The following is a 17,745-nucleotide window of genomic DNA, read 5'->3' on the forward strand; positions in this document are numbered from 1 at the left end:
GGAGGAGGAGTTTCCACCGTGAACATGCCGGTTTCGATGGTTTCAACACGTTTGAGCAAGCTGGGGACAACTCTGGGGAGAACCTGGGGACAACTTGGGGAGAACTCGTGGACAACCTGGGGACGCCCTGTGAAGAGCGTTTTCCACAAGGACAAAACGACCTCTTACCCAGTGGATAACCTGGGGAAACCTCGTGGATAACCGGTGGATGAACACCCCTCGATCTGGGGACGGCCTGTGGGTACAGCGAGGTTCTCCCCAGGCCGCCGAGTTCTCCACACCCTCCACCCACACCCCCGGTGGATGAAAAAACCTAGTCTGATCTGCGGAAACATAGGATTTCCACAGTATCCACCGCCCCTAATGCGATGACCCCTTGTATCTCTAACTAGAGAACTCAAGACCCACAGAAGGGTTCCGGGGGAGCGCAGGTGCGGGACAGTGAACACTTGAACCCAAGGCACCGAGCGGACAGCGCTCACACACAGGAGGCAGATCCCCGTGATGTTCCGTATCGAGCGAGACGTGCTCGCCGAGGCCGTCGCCTGGACGGCACGCAGCCTGCCGGCGCGTCCTTCCGTGCCGGTGCTCGCCGGCATGCGCCTGGAGGTGACGGACGGCGGGCAGCTGAAGCTCTCCGGCTTCGACTACGAGGTGTCCGCCGAGGTGACTCTCGAACCCCAGACCGGTGAGGCCGGCGTCGTGCTGGTCTCGGGCAAGCTGCTCGCCGAGATCACCAGGGCGCTGCCCGCACAGCCTGTGGACTTCGTCGTCGAGGGCGCCAAGGCGGTCGTCACCTGTGGCAGTGCCCGGTTCACCCTGCTGACCATGCCTGTGGAGGACTACCCCTCCCTGCCGACCATGCCGCCGGCCGCGGGCCGGGTCGGCAGCGACGTGTTCGCCTCAGCCGTCGGCCAGGTCGCCGTGGCCGCGGGCAAGGACGACACGCTGCCGATGCTGACCGGTGTGCGCATGGAGATCGAGGGCGACACCGTCACCCTCGCCGCGACCGACCGCTACCGCCTGGCCGTGCGTGAGCTGAAGTGGCAGCCGGGCCAGCCCGACTTCTCCGCCGTCGCCATGATCCCCGGCAAGACCCTCGCCGACGCGGCCAAGGCCCTGGGCAGCACCGGCGCCGAGGTCGAGATCGCGATGAGCTCCGTCGGCGGGACCGGCGAGGGCATGATCGGCTTCTCCAGCGCGGGCCGCCGTACGACCACCCGCCTGCTCGACCCCGAGTTCCCCAAGTACCGCTCGCTGCTGCCGACCGAGTTCTCCGCCAGGGCCGACCTGACGACCGGCGCCTTCGTGGAGGCCGTCAAGCGCGTGGCCCTGGTCGCCGAGCGCAACACGCCGGTGCGCCTGGCCTTCCGCGACGGCGAGGTCGTCCTCGAGGCGGGCAGCGGCGACGAGGCCCAGGCGGTCGAGGTGCTGCCGGTCGACTTCGAGGGCGACGACATCAACATCGCGTTCAACCACCAGTTCCTGCTCGAGGGGCTGGGCGCGATCGACTCCGACGTGGCCAGGCTGCAGATGACCACCTCGACCAAGCCCGCCATCCTCACCGGTGGCAAGCCTGTGGACGACGGGGGCGTGCCCGACTACCGCTACCTGATCATGCCCATCCGCCTGTCGAGCTGATCCACACCCTGTGCGCGGACCTGTGAGCCGGATCACGCTGAAGGCGTGCCTCAACGGCGGCAGACGGCCCGGCGAACACCCCGCCGTCCCTGTGACCCCTCTGGAGCTCGCTGAGGCGGCCCGTGAGGCGCGTGGGGCGGGTGCGACGGCTGTGCACATGCACCCGCGCGACGAGGCGGGCAGAGAGTCTCTCAGCGCCGTCCACATCGGTGCGGCGGTGCGGGCCGTGCGGCTGGCCTGCCCCGGGCTGCCCGTCGGAGTGAGCACGGGCCTGTGGATGACCGGGGGCGACGAGGACGCCAGGCGCGAGGCCGTACGGGGGTGGACGGCTCTTCCTCCACAGGACCGGCCCGACTTCGCCTCGGTGAACCTCTCGGAACCCGGCTTCCCCGGCCTGTGGCATGATCTTCGGCGGCTCGGCGTGGACGTCGAGGCCGGGGTCTGGTCCGTCGACGACGCCGAGGCGCTCGCCGCGACCGGTCTCGGGTGCGCACGGGTGCTCGTCGAGATCATCGGCGGTGCCGAGGAGACCGCGGTCTCCCGGGCGCGGGCCGTGCTCGGGCGTCTCGACGAGCTGGCCGTACCCGGTCCCAGGCTGCTCCACGGCGAGGAGGGACCGGCGTGGATACTCGTGGACGAAGCGGGGCAGCTGGGTCTGGCCACGCGTATCGGCCTTGAGGACGTCCTCCACAGCCCCGACGGCGGCCCTGTGGAAGGAAACGCCCACCTGGTACGGCTCGCGCTGGCGCGACTCGGCGACAGGTGGATGATGGAACCCTGAAGGGGGTGCTCGTATGCAGATCGGCATGGTCGGGCTGGGCAAGATGGGCGGCAACATGGCCGAGCGGCTGCGCCGCGGCGGTCACGACGTCGTCGGTTACGACCGTGATCCGGCGGTCAGTGACGTCTCCAGCCTGAAGGAGCTGGTCGAACGGCTCCAGGCGCCGCGCGCGGTGTGGGTCATGGTGCCCGCGGGCGCGCCGACCCAGGCCACCGTCGAGGAGCTGGGCGGTCTGCTGTCCGACGGCGACATCGTGATCGACGGCGGGAACTCGCACTACCTCGACGACCAGAAGCACGCCGCGCAGCTCGGCGAGCGGGGCGTCGGCTTCGTCGACTGCGGGGTGAGCGGCGGCGTCTGGGGCCTGCAGAACGGCTACGCCCTCATGGTCGGCGGCGCCGACAACGACGTTCAGCGCCTGATGCCGGTCTTCGAGACCCTCAAGCCGGAGGACGGCGGCTTCGTGCACGCGGGAGCCGTCGGCGCCGGGCACTTCGCGAAGATGGTCCACAACGGCATCGAGTACGGCATGATGCAGGCCTTCGCCGAGGGCTGGGAGCTGCTTGAGGCCTCCGACGTCGTGACCGACGTGGCCGGGGCCTTCGCCAGCTGGCGGCACGGCACCGTCATCCGCTCCTGGCTGCTCGACCTGCTGGTGCGCGCGCTCGACGACGACCCTGAGCTGGCCGATCTGAGGGGCTACGCCGAGGACTCGGGCGAGGGCAGGTGGACGGTCCAGGCGGCCGTCGACCACGCCGTCCCGCTGCCGGTCATCACCGCCGCGCTGTACGCCAGGTTCGCCTCCCGCCAGGACGACTCCCCGGCCATGAAGGTCGTCGCGGCGCTGCGCAACCAGTTCGGCGGACACGCGGTCACCTCGAAGGAGGGCCAGACCGGCAAGGGCGCCGACTCCCCCGGCGCAGACGTCGTCCCCCCGGCCGAAGCCGGCCGATGACCGGCCGACGGTCGGCGAGGCTCCGGTGAAGGACGGGGGCGGCTAGTCTTCCTGAGGTGCACGTCGCCCATCTCGCGCTGACCGACTTCCGGTCCTACGACGCCGTCGACCTCGGCCTTGAGCCGGGCGTCACGGCGTTCGTCGGGCCGAACGGCCAGGGCAAGACCAACCTGGTCGAGGCGCTGGGCTACGTGGCGAGCCACTCCAGCCACCGGGTGGCGACCGACGGCCCCCTGGTACGGCAGGGCGCGGCGCGGGCGATCGTTCGCTCGGTCGTCGTGCGTGACGACCGGCGGGCGCTGATCGAGCTGGAGATCAATCCGGGCCGGGCCAACCGGGCCAGGCTGAACCGCTCGCCCGTCTCCCGCCCGCGCGACGTGGTCGGCATGTTGCGCACCGTCCTGTTCGCCCCCGAGGACCTCGCCATGGTCAAGGGCGACCCCGGTGAGCGCCGCCGCTACCTCGACGACCTGCTGGTGGCCAGGGCCCCCCGGTTCGCCGGGGTCAGGGCCGACTACGACCGGGTGCTCAAGCAGCGCGGAGCCCTGCTCCGGGTGGCCGCGCAGTCACGGCGCGGCAGGAACGGAAGGAGCGGAAGGCGGGCGGAGAGCGACGCCGCCTTCGCCGCGGCCGGGGCGGGAGACCCGCTGAGCACTCTGGAGGTCTGGGACGCCCACCTGGCGAAGTTCGGCGCCGAGCTGCTCGCCGCCCGCCTCGGGCTGATCGAGGAGCTGCGCCCGCTCGTCGCCTCCGCCTACGCCTCGCTCGCCCCCACCTCGGCCCCGGCCGTCCTCGACTACCGCGGCACCCTGCCCGAGGACGGGCCAGAGGAAACGGCCGGGGAGGACCTTGAGGGGCGCATCCGCGCCGCCCTGCTCGACGTGCGCGCCACCGAGCTCGAACGCGGTGTCACCCTCGTCGGCCCGCACCGCGACGACCTGTTCCTCGGCCTCGGCGAGCTGCCCGCGCGCGGCTACGCCAGCCACGGCGAGTCGTGGTCGTTCGCGCTCGCGCTCAGGCTGGCCGCCTACGATCTGCTCAGGAGTGACGGCGGAGACCCGGTGCTGATCCTCGACGACGTCTTCGCCGAGCTGGACAGTCAGCGTCGCCGCCGCCTCGCCGAGATCGTGGCGCCCGCCGAGCAGGTGCTGATCACCGCCGCCGTCGCCGCCGACGTGCCCGCCGAGCTGATCGGCGCCCGCTTCGACGTGACCGAGGGAAGCGTGGCCCGTGTCCGCTGAGGAGCCAGCAGGAGGACGTGCCCAGAGCCCCGCGGAGGGACCGGCGGGGCCCGGGAAGGGGCCCACGCGGCAGGCGGGGCAGGAGGCGGCCAAGACGACCGCCGCCAAGGGCGCCGCGATGGCCAGGGAGAAGCTCGCCCAGGCCAAGGCCGACGCCGCCAAGCGCGGCCAGCTCCCCCGCCGCGAACCCCGGCGCAAGCCGTACGGCCAGCGCAGGGACAGCGGTGACCCGAGGCTTTTCGGCAGCGCCATCGCCGACCTGCTCGCGGACCGGGGCTGGGAGCGGCCGGTCGCGGTCGGCGGGGTGTTCGGCCGCTGGCACGAGATCGTCGGCGTCGACCTGGCGGCGCACACCAGACCGGAGACCTTCGCCGAGGGAGAGGTCGTGGTGATCGCGGACTCCACGGCCTGGGCGACCCAGGTCAGGCTGCTCGCGGCCACGCTCGTCAGGCGGCTGAACGAGGAGCTCGGCGACGGGACCGTACGGCGCGTGCGGGTGCGCGGGCCGCAGAACGGGCCGCGGCCGAGCGGTGGCCTGCGTGTCACGGGGAGTCGTGGCCCAGGCGACACCTATGGGTGATGATCAACAACTCGGAAAACGGATCAGCGGCCTTTCTGGCGCGGCTACCCCCCTCCCTGTAGGGGGATGCGTAAGCAGAGGGTCGACGCGCGACAGAGGCCTCCAGAGCCCGTCAATGCCGCACGACACGTCCGGAGACGCTAGAATGAAATCGAATTCCGGACACAGTCCGCTTGCGTGTCACCCCGGCCACCGCGCCGACTTCCCCCGGGTGAGCGCATCGGGGCATTCACGACGGTGACGGGCACGGCGGGGCCGACAGGGCCGTTCGCCGCGTGTCCGCGGCAGGAGGATTTCGCACTTGTCCTACGACGCTAGCTCAATCACCGTCCTCGAAGGACTTGAGGCGGTCCGTAAGCGCCCGGGAATGTACATCGGCTCGACCGGTGAACGTGGTCTCCACCACCTCGTCTACGAGGTCGTGGACAACTCCGTCGACGAGGCCCTGGCCGGCCACGCCGACAGGATCGAGGTGACCCTCCTCGCCGACAACGGCGTCAGGGTCGTCGACAACGGCCGAGGCATTCCCGTCGGCATCGTCGAGGCGGAGGGCCGCCCCGCCGTCGAGGTCGTCCTGACCGTGCTGCACGCGGGAGGCAAGTTCGACAGCAAGTCGTACGCCGTCTCCGGCGGTCTGCACGGCGTCGGCGTCTCGGTGGTGAACGCCCTGTCCACGGCGCTGGACGTGGAGATCCGCACCGACGGCCACTACTGGCGGCAGAACTACTCCCACTCCAAGCCGACCGCCCCCCTGGCGAAGGGAGAGGCGACCGGCGAGACCGGCACCTCGATCACCTTCTGGGCCGACGACACCATCTTCGAGACCACCACGTGGAACTTCGAGACGCTCTCCCGGCGCTTCCAGGAGATGGCCTTCCTGAACAAGGGCCTGACCATCTCGCTGCGCGACGAGCGGCCGGACCACGCCGTCAACGACGAGCCCGTCGAGATCGTCTACCACTACGAGGGCGGCCTGGCCGACTTCGTCAGGCATCTGAACTCCAAGAAGGAACCCGCGCACGTCTCGGTGGTCGACTTCGAGGAGCACGGCGAGGGCATCTCCGTCGAGATCGCCATGCAGTGGAACAACTCCTACTCCGAGTCGGTCTACACCTTCGCCAACACCATCAACACCGCGGAGGGCGGTACCCACGAGGAGGGCTTCCGCGCGGCGCTGACGTCGATCGTCAACCGCTACGCGCGTGAGCAGAAGTTCCTCAAGGAGGGCAAGGACGACAACCTCAGCGGTGAGGACATCCGTGAGGGCCTGACCGCGATCATCTCGGTGAAGCTGGCCGACCCGCAGTTCGAGGGGCAGACCAAGGCCAAGCTGGGCAACACCGAGGCCAAGTCGTTCGTGCAGAAGGCCTGCAACGACCACCTGCGCGACTGGTTCGAGCGCAACCCCGGCGAGGCCAAGGACATCATCAACAAGTCCCTGCAGGCCGCGCGCGCCCGCATCGCGGCCCGCCAGGCCCGCGACCTCACCCGGCGCAAGTCGCTGCTCGAGTCGGGTTCAGGCCTGCCGGGCAAGCTGGCCGACTGCCAGTGGAGCGACCCGGAGAAGTGCGAGCTGTTCATCGTCGAGGGTGACTCGGCGGGTGGCTCGGCCAAGGGCGGCCGCGACTCCAAGTTCCAGGCCATCCTGCCCATCCGCGGCAAGATCCTGAACGTGGAGAAGGCCCGCATCGACAAGGTGCTGAAGAACGCCGAGGTCCAGGCGCTGATCACCGCCATGGGCACCGGGGTCCACGACGAGTTCGACATCACCAAACTCCGCTACCACAAGCTCATCCTGATGGCGGACGCCGACGTCGACGGCCAGCACATCAACACGCTGCTGCTGACACTGCTGTTCCGTTTCATGCGCCCGCTGATCGAGGCGGGGCACGTCTACCTCTCCCAGCCGCCGCTCTACAAGATCAAGTGGGACCGCAGGGGCGAGGACGCCTCCTACGCCTACTCCGACCGCGAGCGTGACGCGATCATCGAAGACGGCATGCAGCGGGGCAAGCGCGACCCGCGCCTGCACGACGGCATCCAGCGGTTCAAGGGTCTGGGCGAGATGAACGCCGGCCAGCTCTGGGACACGACGATGAACCCCGACACCCGGGTGCTCCTGCAGGTCACCCTCGACGACGCCGCCCAGGCCGACGAGCTGTTCAGCGTCCTCATGGGTGAGGACGTCGAGGCGCGCCGCTCCTTCATCATCAGGAACGCGCGAGACGTCCGTTTCCTCGATGTGTAGCGGTAGCCGTACAGACCTCTCTTTCGTAAAGGACCCATCCCAGTGACGGATGTGAACACTCCGCCGGCGGAGCACCAGCGCATCGAGCCCGTCGACATCCAGTCGGAGATGCAGCGCAGCTACATGGACTACGCGATGTCCGTCATCGTGTCCCGCGCGCTGCCCGACGTCCGTGACGGTCTCAAGCCGGTGCACCGCCGGGTGCTCTACGCCATGTACGACGGCGGCTACCGCCCCGACCGCGGCTACTTCAAGTGCTCCCGTGTCGTCGGTGACGTGATGGGTTCCTACCACCCGCACGGCGACTCCTCGATCTACGGAACGGTCGTACGGCTCGCGCAGCCGTGGGCGCTGCGCTACACCCTGGTCGACGGCCAGGGCAACTTCGGGTCGCCGGGCAACGACATGCCGGCCGCCATGCGTTACACCGAGTGCAAGCTCGCGCCGATCGCCATGGAGATGATCCGTGACATCGACAAGGAGACCGTCGACTTCCAGCCCAACTACGACGGCCGCTCCCAGGAGCCCCTGGTCCTGCCGTCGCGGTTCCCGAACCTGCTGGTCAACGGCTCGGCGGGCATCGCGGTCGGCATGGCGACGAACATCCCGCCGCACAACCTGCGCGAGGTGGCCGACGGCGTCAAGTGGGCCCTGCAGAACCCCGACGCGAGCGACGACGAGCTCCTTGAGGAGCTGATCGCCCGGGTCAAGGGCCCCGACTTCCCCACCGGCGCCCTGATCGTGGGCCGCAGGGGCATCGACGACACCTACCGCACCGGCCGCGGCTCGATCACCATGCGGGCGATCGTCGAGGTCGAGGAGGACGCCAAGGGCCGTCAGTGCCTGGTCGTCACCGAGCTGCCCTACATCGTCAACCCGGACAACCTCGCGCTGGCCATCGCGGAGTCGGTCAAGGACGGCCGCATCAGCGGCATCGCCGACGTCCGTGACGAGAGCTCCTCGCGGGTCGGCCAGCGCCTGGTCATCGTGCTCAAGCGCGACGCGGTCGCCAAGGTCGTGCTGAACAACCTCTACAAGCACACCCAGCTGCAGACCACCTTCGGCGCCAACATGCTGGCGCTGGTGGACGGCGTGCCCAGGACCCTGCGTCTCGACCAGTTCGTCCGCCACTACGTCGACCACCAGATCGAGGTCGTGGTCCGCAGGACCCGCTACCTGCTGCGCAAGGCCGAGGAGCGGGCCCACATCCTGCGCGCGCTGCTCAAGGCGCTCGACCGGATGGACGAGGTCATCGCGCTGATCCGGCGTTCGCCCTCGGCGGCCGACGCCCAGGGCGGCCTGATGTCCCTGCTGGAGATCGACCAGGTCCAGGCGCAGGCCATCCTCGACATGCAGCTGCGCAAGCTGGCCGCCCTGGAGCGCCAGCAGATCACCGACGAGTACGACGCGCTGATGGTGCACATCATCGACTACCAGGAGATCCTGGCCTCGCCGGAGCGGCAGCGGACCATCGTCTTCGACGAGCTCTCCGAGATCACCGCCAAGTACGGCGACGAGCGCAAGACGGAGATCATCGCCTACGAGGGCGACATGTCGATCGAGGACCTCCTCGCCGAGGAGGACATGGTCGTCACGATCACCCGCGGCGGCTACGCCAAGCGCACCAACACCGACCTCTACCGGGCGCAGAAGCGCGGCGGCAAGGGCGTGCGGGGCGCGCAGCTGCGCCAGGACGACATCGTCGACCACTTCTTCGTCACCACGACCCACCACTGGCTGCTGTTCTTCACGAACAAGGGGCGGGTCTACCGGGTCAAGGCCTACGAGCTGCCCGACTCGGGCAGGGACGCCCGCGGTCAGCACCTGGCCAACCTGCTGGCCATGCAGCCGGACGAGGTCGTCATGGAGGTGCTCGCCCTGCGTGACTACGAGGTCGCGCCGTACCTCGTGCTGGCCACCCGTAGCGGTCTGGTGAAGAAGACGCGCCTTTCGGAGTACGACTCGCCGCGTTCCGGTGGTCTTATCGCCATCAATCTGCGAGAAGATGACGAAGTGATCGCGGCCAGGCTTGTCTCCGAGGAGGACGACCTCCTGCTGATCTCGCGCGGGGCCCAGTCGATCCGCTTCACCGCCTCCGACGAGGCCCTGCGGCCGATGGGCCGTGCGACCAGCGGCGTCATCGGCATGCGTTTCCTCGACGGTGACGAGCTGCTGGCGATGAACCGCATCGCCGACGGCGAAGATGTGTTGGTCGCCACCGAGGGTGGGTATGCAAAGCGCACACCCGCCGACCAGTACCCCGTGCAGGGGCGAGGTGGTAAGGGTGTCCTGACCGCGAAGATCGTCAGTTCCCGTGGCAAGCTGGTCGGGGCTGTCATGGTCAGGCCGGAGGACGAGGTCTTCGCGATCACGTCCGTCGGTGGGGTGATCAGGACCAGCGCAGGAGAGATCAAGCAGTCTGGTCGCCAGACCATGGGGGTGCGTCTGATGAATCTGGTCGATGGAGACAGCGTCGTGGCTCTCGCCCGCAACGCTGACTCTTTGGAGGCTGAGGAAAACGGGGAAGGTGAGTAGCCCGTGAGCGCCCAGTCAAGGCCAGGATCGCGACCCGCGTCCTCGTCAACACGTGATCAGGTGACGGAGAAAATGGATAAAGCCGTCGAAGCAGATCCTGCCAAGGCGGGTGAGCCGCCAGCGGGTGGGGGTGGCAGGCCCGCTCCGGAGCCTGACAAGCCGGTGGCCGACGGTAAGGGCAGGCCCGGTACGGCGACCACCGAGGACGGCAAGGTGCCCGACACCACGGTGCACGTCCGTCCGGCCCCTCCGCAGGGAAACCCCTCCTGGTCACCGTCGGGGGGTCCGCCCCCGCCCGCGGGCCTGTCGTCCCCGTCGCAGGACTCCAGGAAGCCGGCCTCCGACAACTCGCCGCGTACGCCGCGCAAGGCCCACCTGGTGCTGCGCAGGATCGAGCCGTGGTCGGCCATGAAGTTCAGCTTCGTGGTCTCCCTGGTCTGCTTCGTGGTGCTGTTCGTCGCCGTCGCGGTGCTCTACATGGTGCTGAACAGCCTCGGCGTGTTCGACAGCATCATCCAGACGGTCAACCAGTTCACCGTCTCCGACGGCAAGCCGTCCGCGAACGGCTTCAACGTCGCCTCCTGGTTCGAGCCGGTCCGCATCCTCGGATACACCGCCCTGATCGGGGCCGTGAACGTCGTCCTGATCACGGCGCTGTCCACTCTGGGTGCGGTGATCTACAACATCGCCTCCGACCTGGTCGGCGGCATCGAGGTCACCTTCAGCGAGGCCGAGTAGCCACGCCGCCGTGTCCCCGGCGTCGCCCCAGGAGTGGGGCCGGGGACATGGCGCGAGCTGGTGCCGGGACAGGGTAAGCTTTTTCCTGTTCGACCGGACGGATTCGCCTCCCAAAGCGGGATGCGATACCGTTCTTCATGTTGCAAGGGGCTATAGCTCAGTCGGTTAGAGCGCTTCCCTGATAAGGAAGAGGTCCCAGGTTCAAGTCCTGGTAGCCCCACCCAGTTCAGAGGCCGTTTCCTGCAGAGGAAATGGCCTTTTTTGATCCTTCGGATGGCTGAGAAGGTGTCCTTCTTCTCTGACCGAGATCTCGGCTGACGAAGAGTTCCGGCCTCGCATGGGAAGGCGAGAGGGCCGTGAAGCCTCCAGGGTCTGCCGGCTCACTTGGTCGCCTGTGCCGCTCGAAGGAGCGCCGGATCCACGTCGGGCACGGCGAACCTCGGATTGTGACCCGACGCGACGACTCTCATGACGAACCCGGCGGCCTCCTCCAGCTGCCGGGCGCCGGCGAGTCCGCCGACCACCGCGGGCCGTCCGCCAAGGTCTTGGACAAGGGCCGCCGTGCGATCGAGAGCGTCTGGGTCGTCGCCGCAGATCGCCACGACCGGTGCCGACTCCTGGGGGCCCGCGTACGGCCATGACGCTCCTGCGAACAGGTGGAGTGCCTTCACCACATGCGCGCCGGGAGCCGTGCGGGCCACCAGTTCCGCCGCCGAGCCGGTCGCCGGCTTCAGTTCACAGGTGGTGTAGTCGACCGGGTTGGTGCAGTCGATCAAAGTCAGGCCGGCCAGGGACCCCTCGGAGGCACCGACGAGAGACAGCGCCGCCTCCACCCCTTCCCACGCCACCGCGACCACGAGCGCGTCCGCCCGGGCCGGGAGGTCCGCGGGGTCGACGGCCTCCGCCGCGGGACCGATCCGGTCGGCGGCCTTCTTGGCACGCGGGTGGTCGCGTCCTGCCACCGACAGCGTGTGGCCGGCCTGAGCCCAGGCTCGGCCGAGCGTCACGGCGAGGTCTCCGGTGCCCAGAATTCCTATGTTCACAGCGATCTCCTCTGTCTCGAAGCTGTGAACCGACGCTACGAACGAGACTCCTACCGTTTGGTAGGAGACCGGTGCGATACTGCTTTCGTGCTGGATGGGCCTTGTCAGACCTTCGTCTCCGACTGCCAGGTGCGCGCAGCGGCCGAACTCATCAGCCACGTGTGGGATCCCGTCGTGCTCTCGGCCCTGCGTATGGGACCGACCCGGCGCAGGGAACTGCTCACGAGGATCACGGGAGCCAGCGACAAGGTCCTGACCCAGACGCTGCGGCGTCTGCAAGCGCGCGGGCTCGTCGTGAGGGACGGCGGCGCCGACCAGGCGTCAGCGCCCACAGGTGCGGTCTACCGGCTCTCCGCACTGGGCGAATCGTTCGCGAACGGCCCCCTGGCGCACCTCGCGCGGTGGGCCGCCGACAACCAGGACCACCTCGCCGACCAGCCCGCCACGTCATGACGAACCGCGACGCCGGAGCCGGAGAGCGGCGATAGGTCGGTCTCCCGGGGATCACCTGGAAGGCCTGGCGCACGTTGGCCGCGTCCAACTCGGTTCTCTGTTCGCCGCGAAGACGAGGTCGTCCCGGTGGGGAGAATTCGCGAGGTCGCTCGGGCTGTCGTTCTGGACGAGGAAGACCGGGTTCTGTCGCTGCGGGTGGCAGGACCTTCCAGGCCGCCCCGGGAGGGGCGCTCGGACCGGGTGAGGACCATCGAACCGTCGTTCGCAGGGAACTCGGGGAGGAGATCGGTGTCGCGGGTCGCCCGCCGTACCGGCGAGCCCTGGTTCGGAGGAGACCGTCGGGCAGGTCGAGCGCCACTTCGCCGTCCGCCGACCGGTCGTGTCAGCCGGCCCGTGCCGCCCGGACACCACGTCCGTGGACGCAACCCCGGCGTCAGGACCGGAATCCCCCGGACGCCACCCTGTTCGTCGCCGACCACGGGGCCCGGCCAACTTACTGACAGGGCAACGCCGTAGGTGTTCGATAAAGCTGGGAAACGTCATCGATTGAAAGCTGGAAACGAATATGCCGGAATCCGGACCGAGAGGGTCCAGTGAATCCCGCAAGGAAGAGTTACGCGAGTCCGCTGGCCAAGCAGACGGGAACGACAGTGCGCCGGGGGATTCCACGGATCCTGACCCCGCCGGGTTCGTACCTCCCCACCGGAATGAGCGAGCAGACCTCTCCGAAACAGGCGAAGCCTCCGAGACGTCTCACCCCGGTGACACGCCTTCCGGAAACAGGAAGCGCATCTCCTGGTCCCTTTTCCTGGGCCAGAACGTGGGTGAGCGCGCGGGGGTCATCGCCGCAGTCACCGGCGTGCTGGCGCTCGTGGTGAGCCTGCTGGCGTGGCTGCTCCCCCAGAGCGGCGACAGGAGCAGTGCTGTGCCGGAGCAGTACCTCGGCACCTGGAGAGGGCAGGTCACGATGACCTTTCCCGACCCCACCAGGGAGGGGAAAGGGACGGGAACTGACGAGATAACGATAAAGCAGGGCAGTATCGGCGACACCATCGCAGACCAGCGCGCCGTCGACTGGGGCCAGGAGGCCGGCTGCTCACGTAGCTGGCAGCTCGCCGAGGTCAACGGCGACCACCTTGTTTTGAAGGCCGGAACCACCGGCGCCCCGGCCAACGCGCCGTCGGGACAGACCTGCCTGGCGGATCTGACAATGAGTGTCCGGCCAACCGGTCAGGCAAGAATCGAGATCCAAGCGAACTACAACGTCCTCGGAACGGTCACGGGGGCGTTCAGCGGTTCTCTGGCACGACAGAGCTGAACGTGGCCGCGCGACCGGCAGCCGGGTTCGCCCCGTGAGGGGCGGTTTCGAGCCGCCGCCGGCGGATCGGATCGGCAACGACTGGACTCCCCGTCTGACAGTCCCGGACTCACGTCCTCGCCTGGTCGGCGCCCTCTCCCCGCCATCCAGGTGCGAAGCGGACTGGTGAGAGGGCGGAAACATCGAAGGCGTTTCCGCTGGTAGAAGCCCGGAGCGGAGATCCCCGACGTTTCAGCGTTCTTCCCCGACCCGAGCGTCCGGCACCGCCCCATCCCGTCGCGTACGGCCGGCCGACGCCTGACCTTCCCGCGGTGACCCTTCGCGTCTGGCCACGGCGGGACACGACGGCTCTCGGCATCCCGGGTACGGACCCGCACCTTCGCCGTGGTGCTGCCCCGACATGTCAGGCGTTCCTCGCCCCTGGAGAACCGGCCGGAGCCGATCCAAGGGGCACCCAGGGTGAGTCAGGCCCATAGGTATCGCCCGGACGTCCATGGACGTCGGAGAACGCCGAATCCCTGGTCGGAGGGGGTTCTCCCAAGGTCCGGAGCGTTTGCGACTCCCTGATAAGGAAGAGACCCAAGTCCTGGTGGTCTCACATCGACAAACGCCCTGGAGCGATCAGATTCTGGGGCGTTGGGCCCATTCGAATGGTCCTTCGTCTTTTGCGACTCTCCGTGCGTGGAGATCTCCAGACGTGACCCCGAGCTTCTTGAGCAGCGAGGCGGCCGTGTGCCGCTGGACGCGACCCGGACCGGTCTTGCGGCCGTGATGATCACACGGCCGACCCGGTCACGGAGCGCTTTCTGCGACCCGCTTGATGTACCGGTTCCGCACGTGGATCAACCTGGGCATGTAGTGACGGAGCACCAGCAGCTCGGCGGCTCTTCCGAGGGGGCCGAGAGGCGCGATGAACTCGACGATGTCTCTCATCACCGTGCCGCCGTGGTCGTCACCGTGAAAACGGTGGGCGTGGTACCAGCGCTCGAAGGGGCCTGAAACCTGCTCGTCGACGAAGTACTCGGGGCGGTCGTAGGCGCTGATCGTGGACGTCATCCTCCAGCGGAGACCGAAGTGCCGTGCCCGCCATGTGACGGTGTCGCCCAGCCGCATGCCACCGGCGGTCACACCGTCGACCGCCTCCTCCGCGGACCCCGCCATCGAGGCGGAGTGGACGTCCACGTCCAGCGATATGTCGAAGACCCGTTCCGGCGGCGCCATGACATGTGTGACGACCTCGAAGTTCACCGTCGGCCTCGTCCTGCGCGCTCGTGTGCGACCTACTTGGAGATCCCCGTCACCGCGACTGCTCTCGCCTCAGTTTCCGGCGTTCCCAGCTGCTGGGGTGACGGATGACGACGCCTCCCGCGCCACCGGTGCCGCTCATGCGGATCAGTGGCGCGCCCGGGAGCCGGGGAGAGGTGACTTTGTCCTTCAGGCCACCGAGACCCGGATTCACCTCGACGGTCTCCACGGCCCAGCCGTCGGGAACGACGACCGTGACACCGCCCGCCTGACCGTGCACCTCCAGTTCGACCTCGGGCAGATCACAACCGGCCTGGGTGAAGTCGAGCTTGACCCCGCCCATGCCGCCGGACGCGACCACCTTCGCGGGCACCTGCCAGTGGCCGGCGCGGGTGACGCCGCTGAGGCCTCCCTGGAGGACCAGCGGCTTCTTCGGGGCCGGTGGAACGTCGGGGGGAAGGTCCGCCGTCAGAGGCACGAGGTCGGCGTAGGTCTTGGCGGTCAGCGCCCGCTCCAGCCGCCCGTCCAGCTCGGCGAGGTCGAGGCGCCCCTCGGCCGCCGCCTTGCTCAGCCTCTCCACCACCGCCTCGCGTTCGGTGTGGGAGACGCGCCACTCGCCGGAGTGGACGGGATGTGAGGGCTCACCGGTCATATGGTCGATGATACGAAAAGGGAGGAGAAGCCGGACCCCTCGTTCCGGTGCTCACCGCTCATCACGGGGAGGACGCGGCATGCGGCGCCCGTGCTCGCCTCGCTTCCGCGGTCAGGAAGGAGAGGCCAGACGGACTTCGGGACGTTTGCCATCTCCTCGATGACAAGCTCGGGTGCGTCTCTTGCCGTTCACCGTGAAAGGCCTCGGTCGGCGGTCTGCCGTACCCGTCTCCCCGGCCTCTTCGGTATAGGGTCATCGCCGCCCGGCCCAGAGCACCAAACGTTGATAGGCGGACCCCAGTGCGCGGACAAGGACCCATGCGATCTTGGCGTCCGCTCCGACGAACACCTGTGCCTGGCGGCGCCTCACTCCGAGCAGGATGATCGAGGCCGCCCTGGACGCATCCGTCCGTGCGACCTTCGTGTCGAACCTCGTTGTGACGGCGGCGGAATCTTCGCCTTTCGCGAACCGCCCGTTCCGCATGATCGGCGTACGGACACCGCCCGGATAGACACACGTCACCGAAACAGGGTGCCCGTCGAGTCGCATTTCCTGCCGCAGCGACTCGCTGAATCCACGCACCGCGAACTTCGACGCGCTGTACGCGGTGTAGCACGGTGCCGAGAAGAATCCGAACGCGCTCGAAACGGTCACGACGTGCCCACCCCCCGAAGAGATCAGATGGGGCAGGAACGCCTTGGCCGTGTTGACCACGCCCATCAAGTTGACGTTCAGCACGTAATCGAAGTCGTCGAATTCGGAGTTGAGCAGCCTTCCGGTGTGGATGACGCCCGCCACGCAGAAGACCAGGTCGACACGGCCGAATTCCTCGTGGACGGCGGCCGCGTGGCCGAGAACCGCCTGCCGGTCTGTCACGTCGACCGTGTCCGTGAACACCCGCGCGCCGAACCGCTGACAGCGTCGCGTGGTTTCGGCCACCGCCTCGGCGTTCTGGTCGGACAGCGCCAGCAGCGCGCCCCGCCGAGCCAGGTTCACGGCCAGCGCGCGACCGATTCCCGAGCCCGCCCCTGTGATCACAGCCACCCGATGGGCGTAGTAATTCACTGTTTTCCTTCCGGTGCTTCCTGCTCATACGCCGTGAATCGCCGGACGGTGATGAGGCGACCGACAGAACCGCGGCTCTCCGGGTGACCTGTGATCGTACGGTCGAGGCATATCTGTGCCGGCGTGCCGCCGGTGAGAGAGGAGACGAAACCCTGACAGGAATGATCTTCTCTCAGATTACTCCAGCCCTTTGGTCACCAGAGCTCGACGGGCGAACCGGCTTTCACCGGGAAGCCGTCAAGTGGATGCGGAACCGGCCTGCCGAGGCTTTTCATTCCGGCTTCGAGCGTGAGTCGGCCGACAGTCGTCCTCTTACGTGAGGAGGCTCCTGGTGGACGGATCGGTCATCACGATCGTCGACGTCCACGCCAGGAGCGTTGAGCGTCGTCCCACCGTGCCGTGGTCGGCATGTCATGCGCGCAGAACCACATGGCCGGGGTGTTCCGCCGGTTCCGGAGGGGATGCGACCGGTGTTCACCGACTCGGACAGGGAAAACACGGAGAACGGGGGAAGAAGCGTGCGTCGGGCGCTGGGTTCTGTCACCTTTCTCGGCGCCGGAATCCCCCGCGGCCGGGATCGACGACGCGCGTGTGACCTCCACCCCGGGCGCGTCGTCTCGGGCGAAGCCGGGCGCGGCCGACGGCTCCGTGTCCGTGCCGGAGCTCGGCGTCGTGGGGCCGGCGCGAGAGTCAGGAACACGCCGGGGAAAAGGGGCGTCTCAGCCGGCGGCCTTCTTGATGAGGGCGGCGATCCGGGTCTCGTCCTCGGGGGTCAGGTCGGTCAGGGCGAAGGCGGTGGGCCACATGGTGCCGTCGTCGAGGGTCGCGGGGTCGTTGAAGCCGAGAGTGGCGTACCTCGCCTTGAACTTCTGCGCGGGCTGGAAGAAGCAGACGATCTTGCCGTCCCTGGCGTACGCCGGCATGCCGTACCAGAGCTTCGAGGAGAGGGCGGGGGCGTTGTTCCTGACGATGTCGTGGAGCCGCTCGGCGATGGTGCGGTCCGTCCCCTCCATCTCGGCGATCTTCGCGAGCACCTCGACCTCCGGGTCCACCTTGGGGGCCCGGGGGCCGCGCTTTGAGGGGGCCTTCAGCTCCTTGGCGCGCTCCTTCATCGCGTCCCGCTCCTCGGCCGTGAACCCCTCGTACTTCTCGGCGGCTTCGGTGTCGGTGGCGGACGACGGGGTGCCCTTCATGGCAGATTCCCTCTCAGAAGGTGCTTGATCTGAACAATCTCATCCTAGGAAACCGAA

The 17,745-nt window shown here is 68.3% G+C and carries 16 protein-coding genes and 1 tRNA gene; 12 read left to right on the forward strand and 5 right to left on the reverse strand.

Translation table 11 applies throughout. The features are described 5' to 3' along the window. Positions 1-501 precede the first annotated feature (501 nt). The 9 genes from dnaN to ACFYY8_RS26105 all read left to right on the forward strand — a co-directional run bounded on the left by dnaN (position 502) and on the right by ACFYY8_RS26105 (position 10,939). Positions 502-1,641, forward strand: coding sequence for a DNA polymerase III subunit beta (dnaN, locus tag ACFYY8_RS26065; protein WP_390045194.1), 1,140 nt, complete (start codon positions 502-504; stop codon positions 1,639-1,641). A gap of 10 nt (positions 1,642-1,651) precedes the next feature. Then, a complete protein-coding gene (locus ACFYY8_RS26070; protein WP_390045196.1) occupies positions 1,652-2,422 on the forward strand; it encodes a 3-keto-5-aminohexanoate cleavage protein in 771 nt (256 codons plus the stop codon). A 13-nt stretch (positions 2,423-2,435) separates the two neighbouring features. Then, positions 2,436-3,377 carry a phosphogluconate dehydrogenase (NAD(+)-dependent, decarboxylating) gene (gene gnd, locus ACFYY8_RS26075; RefSeq protein ID WP_390045198.1) on the forward strand — a complete coding sequence of 314 codons (942 nt, stop codon included), beginning with the start codon at positions 2,436-2,438 and terminating at the stop codon, positions 3,375-3,377. 56 nt (positions 3,378-3,433) lie between these two features. Continuing rightward, complete coding sequence (gene recF, locus ACFYY8_RS26080) at positions 3,434-4,618, forward strand: DNA replication/repair protein RecF (protein WP_390045200.1); 1,185 nt, start codon at positions 3,434-3,436, stop codon at positions 4,616-4,618. Next, positions 4,608-5,198: a DUF721 domain-containing protein gene (locus ACFYY8_RS26085; RefSeq protein WP_390045202.1), complete on the forward strand. Its 591-nt coding sequence runs from the start codon at positions 4,608-4,610 to the stop codon at positions 5,196-5,198. Before recF ends, ACFYY8_RS26085 begins: the two co-directional genes overlap by 11 nt. Positions 5,199-5,499: 301 nt before the next feature. After that, complete coding sequence (gene gyrB, locus ACFYY8_RS26090; protein ID WP_390045204.1) at positions 5,500-7,446, forward strand: DNA topoisomerase (ATP-hydrolyzing) subunit B; 1,947 nt, start codon at positions 5,500-5,502, stop codon at positions 7,444-7,446. Between the two features lie 42 nt (positions 7,447-7,488). Continuing rightward, the gene (gyrA, locus tag ACFYY8_RS26095; RefSeq protein WP_390045206.1) at positions 7,489-9,981 is read left to right on the forward strand and encodes a DNA gyrase subunit A; all 2,493 of its coding nucleotides are present in this window, start codon (positions 7,489-7,491) and stop codon (positions 9,979-9,981) included. A gap of 162 nt (positions 9,982-10,143) precedes the next feature. Continuing rightward, on the forward strand, positions 10,144-10,719 hold the full coding sequence (locus ACFYY8_RS26100; protein WP_390045208.1) for a DUF3566 domain-containing protein: 576 nt from the start codon (positions 10,144-10,146) through the stop codon (positions 10,717-10,719). Positions 10,720-10,865: 146 nt separating this feature from the next. Continuing rightward, positions 10,866-10,939: transfer RNA gene (locus ACFYY8_RS26105), tRNA-Ile, on the forward strand. A 160-nt stretch (positions 10,940-11,099) separates the two neighbouring features. Here the strand turns inward: ACFYY8_RS26105 and ACFYY8_RS26110 are convergent. Then, complete coding sequence (locus ACFYY8_RS26110) at positions 11,100-11,762, reverse strand: NADPH-dependent F420 reductase (RefSeq protein ID WP_390045210.1); 663 nt, start codon at positions 11,760-11,762, stop codon at positions 11,100-11,102. 87 nt (positions 11,763-11,849) lie between these two features. On the opposite strand from ACFYY8_RS26110, the gene ACFYY8_RS26115 reads away from it, so the two are divergent. From ACFYY8_RS26115 to ACFYY8_RS26125, 3 genes are all read left to right on the forward strand, one after another. Continuing rightward, positions 11,850-12,215 (forward strand): winged helix-turn-helix transcriptional regulator, encoded by a 366-nt coding sequence (locus ACFYY8_RS26115; RefSeq protein WP_390045212.1) that lies wholly within the window; start codon positions 11,850-11,852, stop codon positions 12,213-12,215. A gap of 74 nt (positions 12,216-12,289) precedes the next feature. Beyond that, positions 12,290-12,715: an NUDIX domain-containing protein gene (locus tag ACFYY8_RS26120; RefSeq protein WP_390045214.1), complete on the forward strand. Its 426-nt coding sequence runs from the start codon at positions 12,290-12,292 to the stop codon at positions 12,713-12,715. 320 nt (positions 12,716-13,035) lie between these two features. Next, positions 13,036-13,533: a hypothetical protein gene (locus tag ACFYY8_RS26125; protein WP_390045216.1), complete on the forward strand. Its 498-nt coding sequence runs from the start codon at positions 13,036-13,038 to the stop codon at positions 13,531-13,533. A gap of 792 nt (positions 13,534-14,325) precedes the next feature. Here ACFYY8_RS26125 and ACFYY8_RS26130 read toward each other — a convergent pair. The 4 genes from ACFYY8_RS26130 to ACFYY8_RS26145 form a co-directional block, all read right to left on the reverse strand. Then, complete coding sequence (locus tag ACFYY8_RS26130; RefSeq protein WP_390045218.1) at positions 14,326-14,781, reverse strand: SRPBCC family protein; 456 nt, start codon at positions 14,779-14,781, stop codon at positions 14,326-14,328. 49 nt (positions 14,782-14,830) lie between these two features. Further along, positions 14,831-15,430 (reverse strand): DUF1707 domain-containing protein, encoded by a 600-nt coding sequence (locus tag ACFYY8_RS26135; protein WP_390045220.1) that lies wholly within the window; start codon positions 15,428-15,430, stop codon positions 14,831-14,833. A 252-nt stretch (positions 15,431-15,682) separates the two neighbouring features. Further along, positions 15,683-16,495 carry an SDR family NAD(P)-dependent oxidoreductase gene (locus tag ACFYY8_RS26140; protein ID WP_390045222.1) on the reverse strand — a complete coding sequence of 271 codons (813 nt, stop codon included), beginning with the start codon at positions 16,493-16,495 and terminating at the stop codon, positions 15,683-15,685. Positions 16,496-17,214: 719 nt separating this feature from the next. Next, positions 17,215-17,688 carry an iron chaperone gene (locus ACFYY8_RS26145; protein ID WP_390045224.1) on the reverse strand — a complete coding sequence of 158 codons (474 nt, stop codon included), beginning with the start codon at positions 17,686-17,688 and terminating at the stop codon, positions 17,215-17,217. Positions 17,689-17,745 lie beyond the last annotated feature (57 nt).

This window comes from Streptosporangium sp. NPDC001559 (assembly GCF_042893955.1).
In the GTDB taxonomy this organism is placed as follows: domain Bacteria; phylum Actinomycetota; class Actinomycetes; order Streptosporangiales; family Streptosporangiaceae; genus Streptosporangium.

Bases quoted from the DNA above. Each gene is read 5' to 3' on its own strand.
- gnd (WP_390045198.1), top strand. From the start codon at position 2,436: ATGCAGATCGGCATGGTCGGGCTGGGCAAGATGGGCGGCAACATGGCC.
- ACFYY8_RS26135 (WP_390045220.1), bottom strand. From the start codon at position 15,430: ATGACCGGTGAGCCCTCACATCCCGTCCACTCCGGCGAGTGGCGCGTC.
- ACFYY8_RS26145 (WP_390045224.1), bottom strand. From the start codon at position 17,688: ATGAAGGGCACCCCGTCGTCCGCCACCGACACCGAAGCCGCCGAGAAG.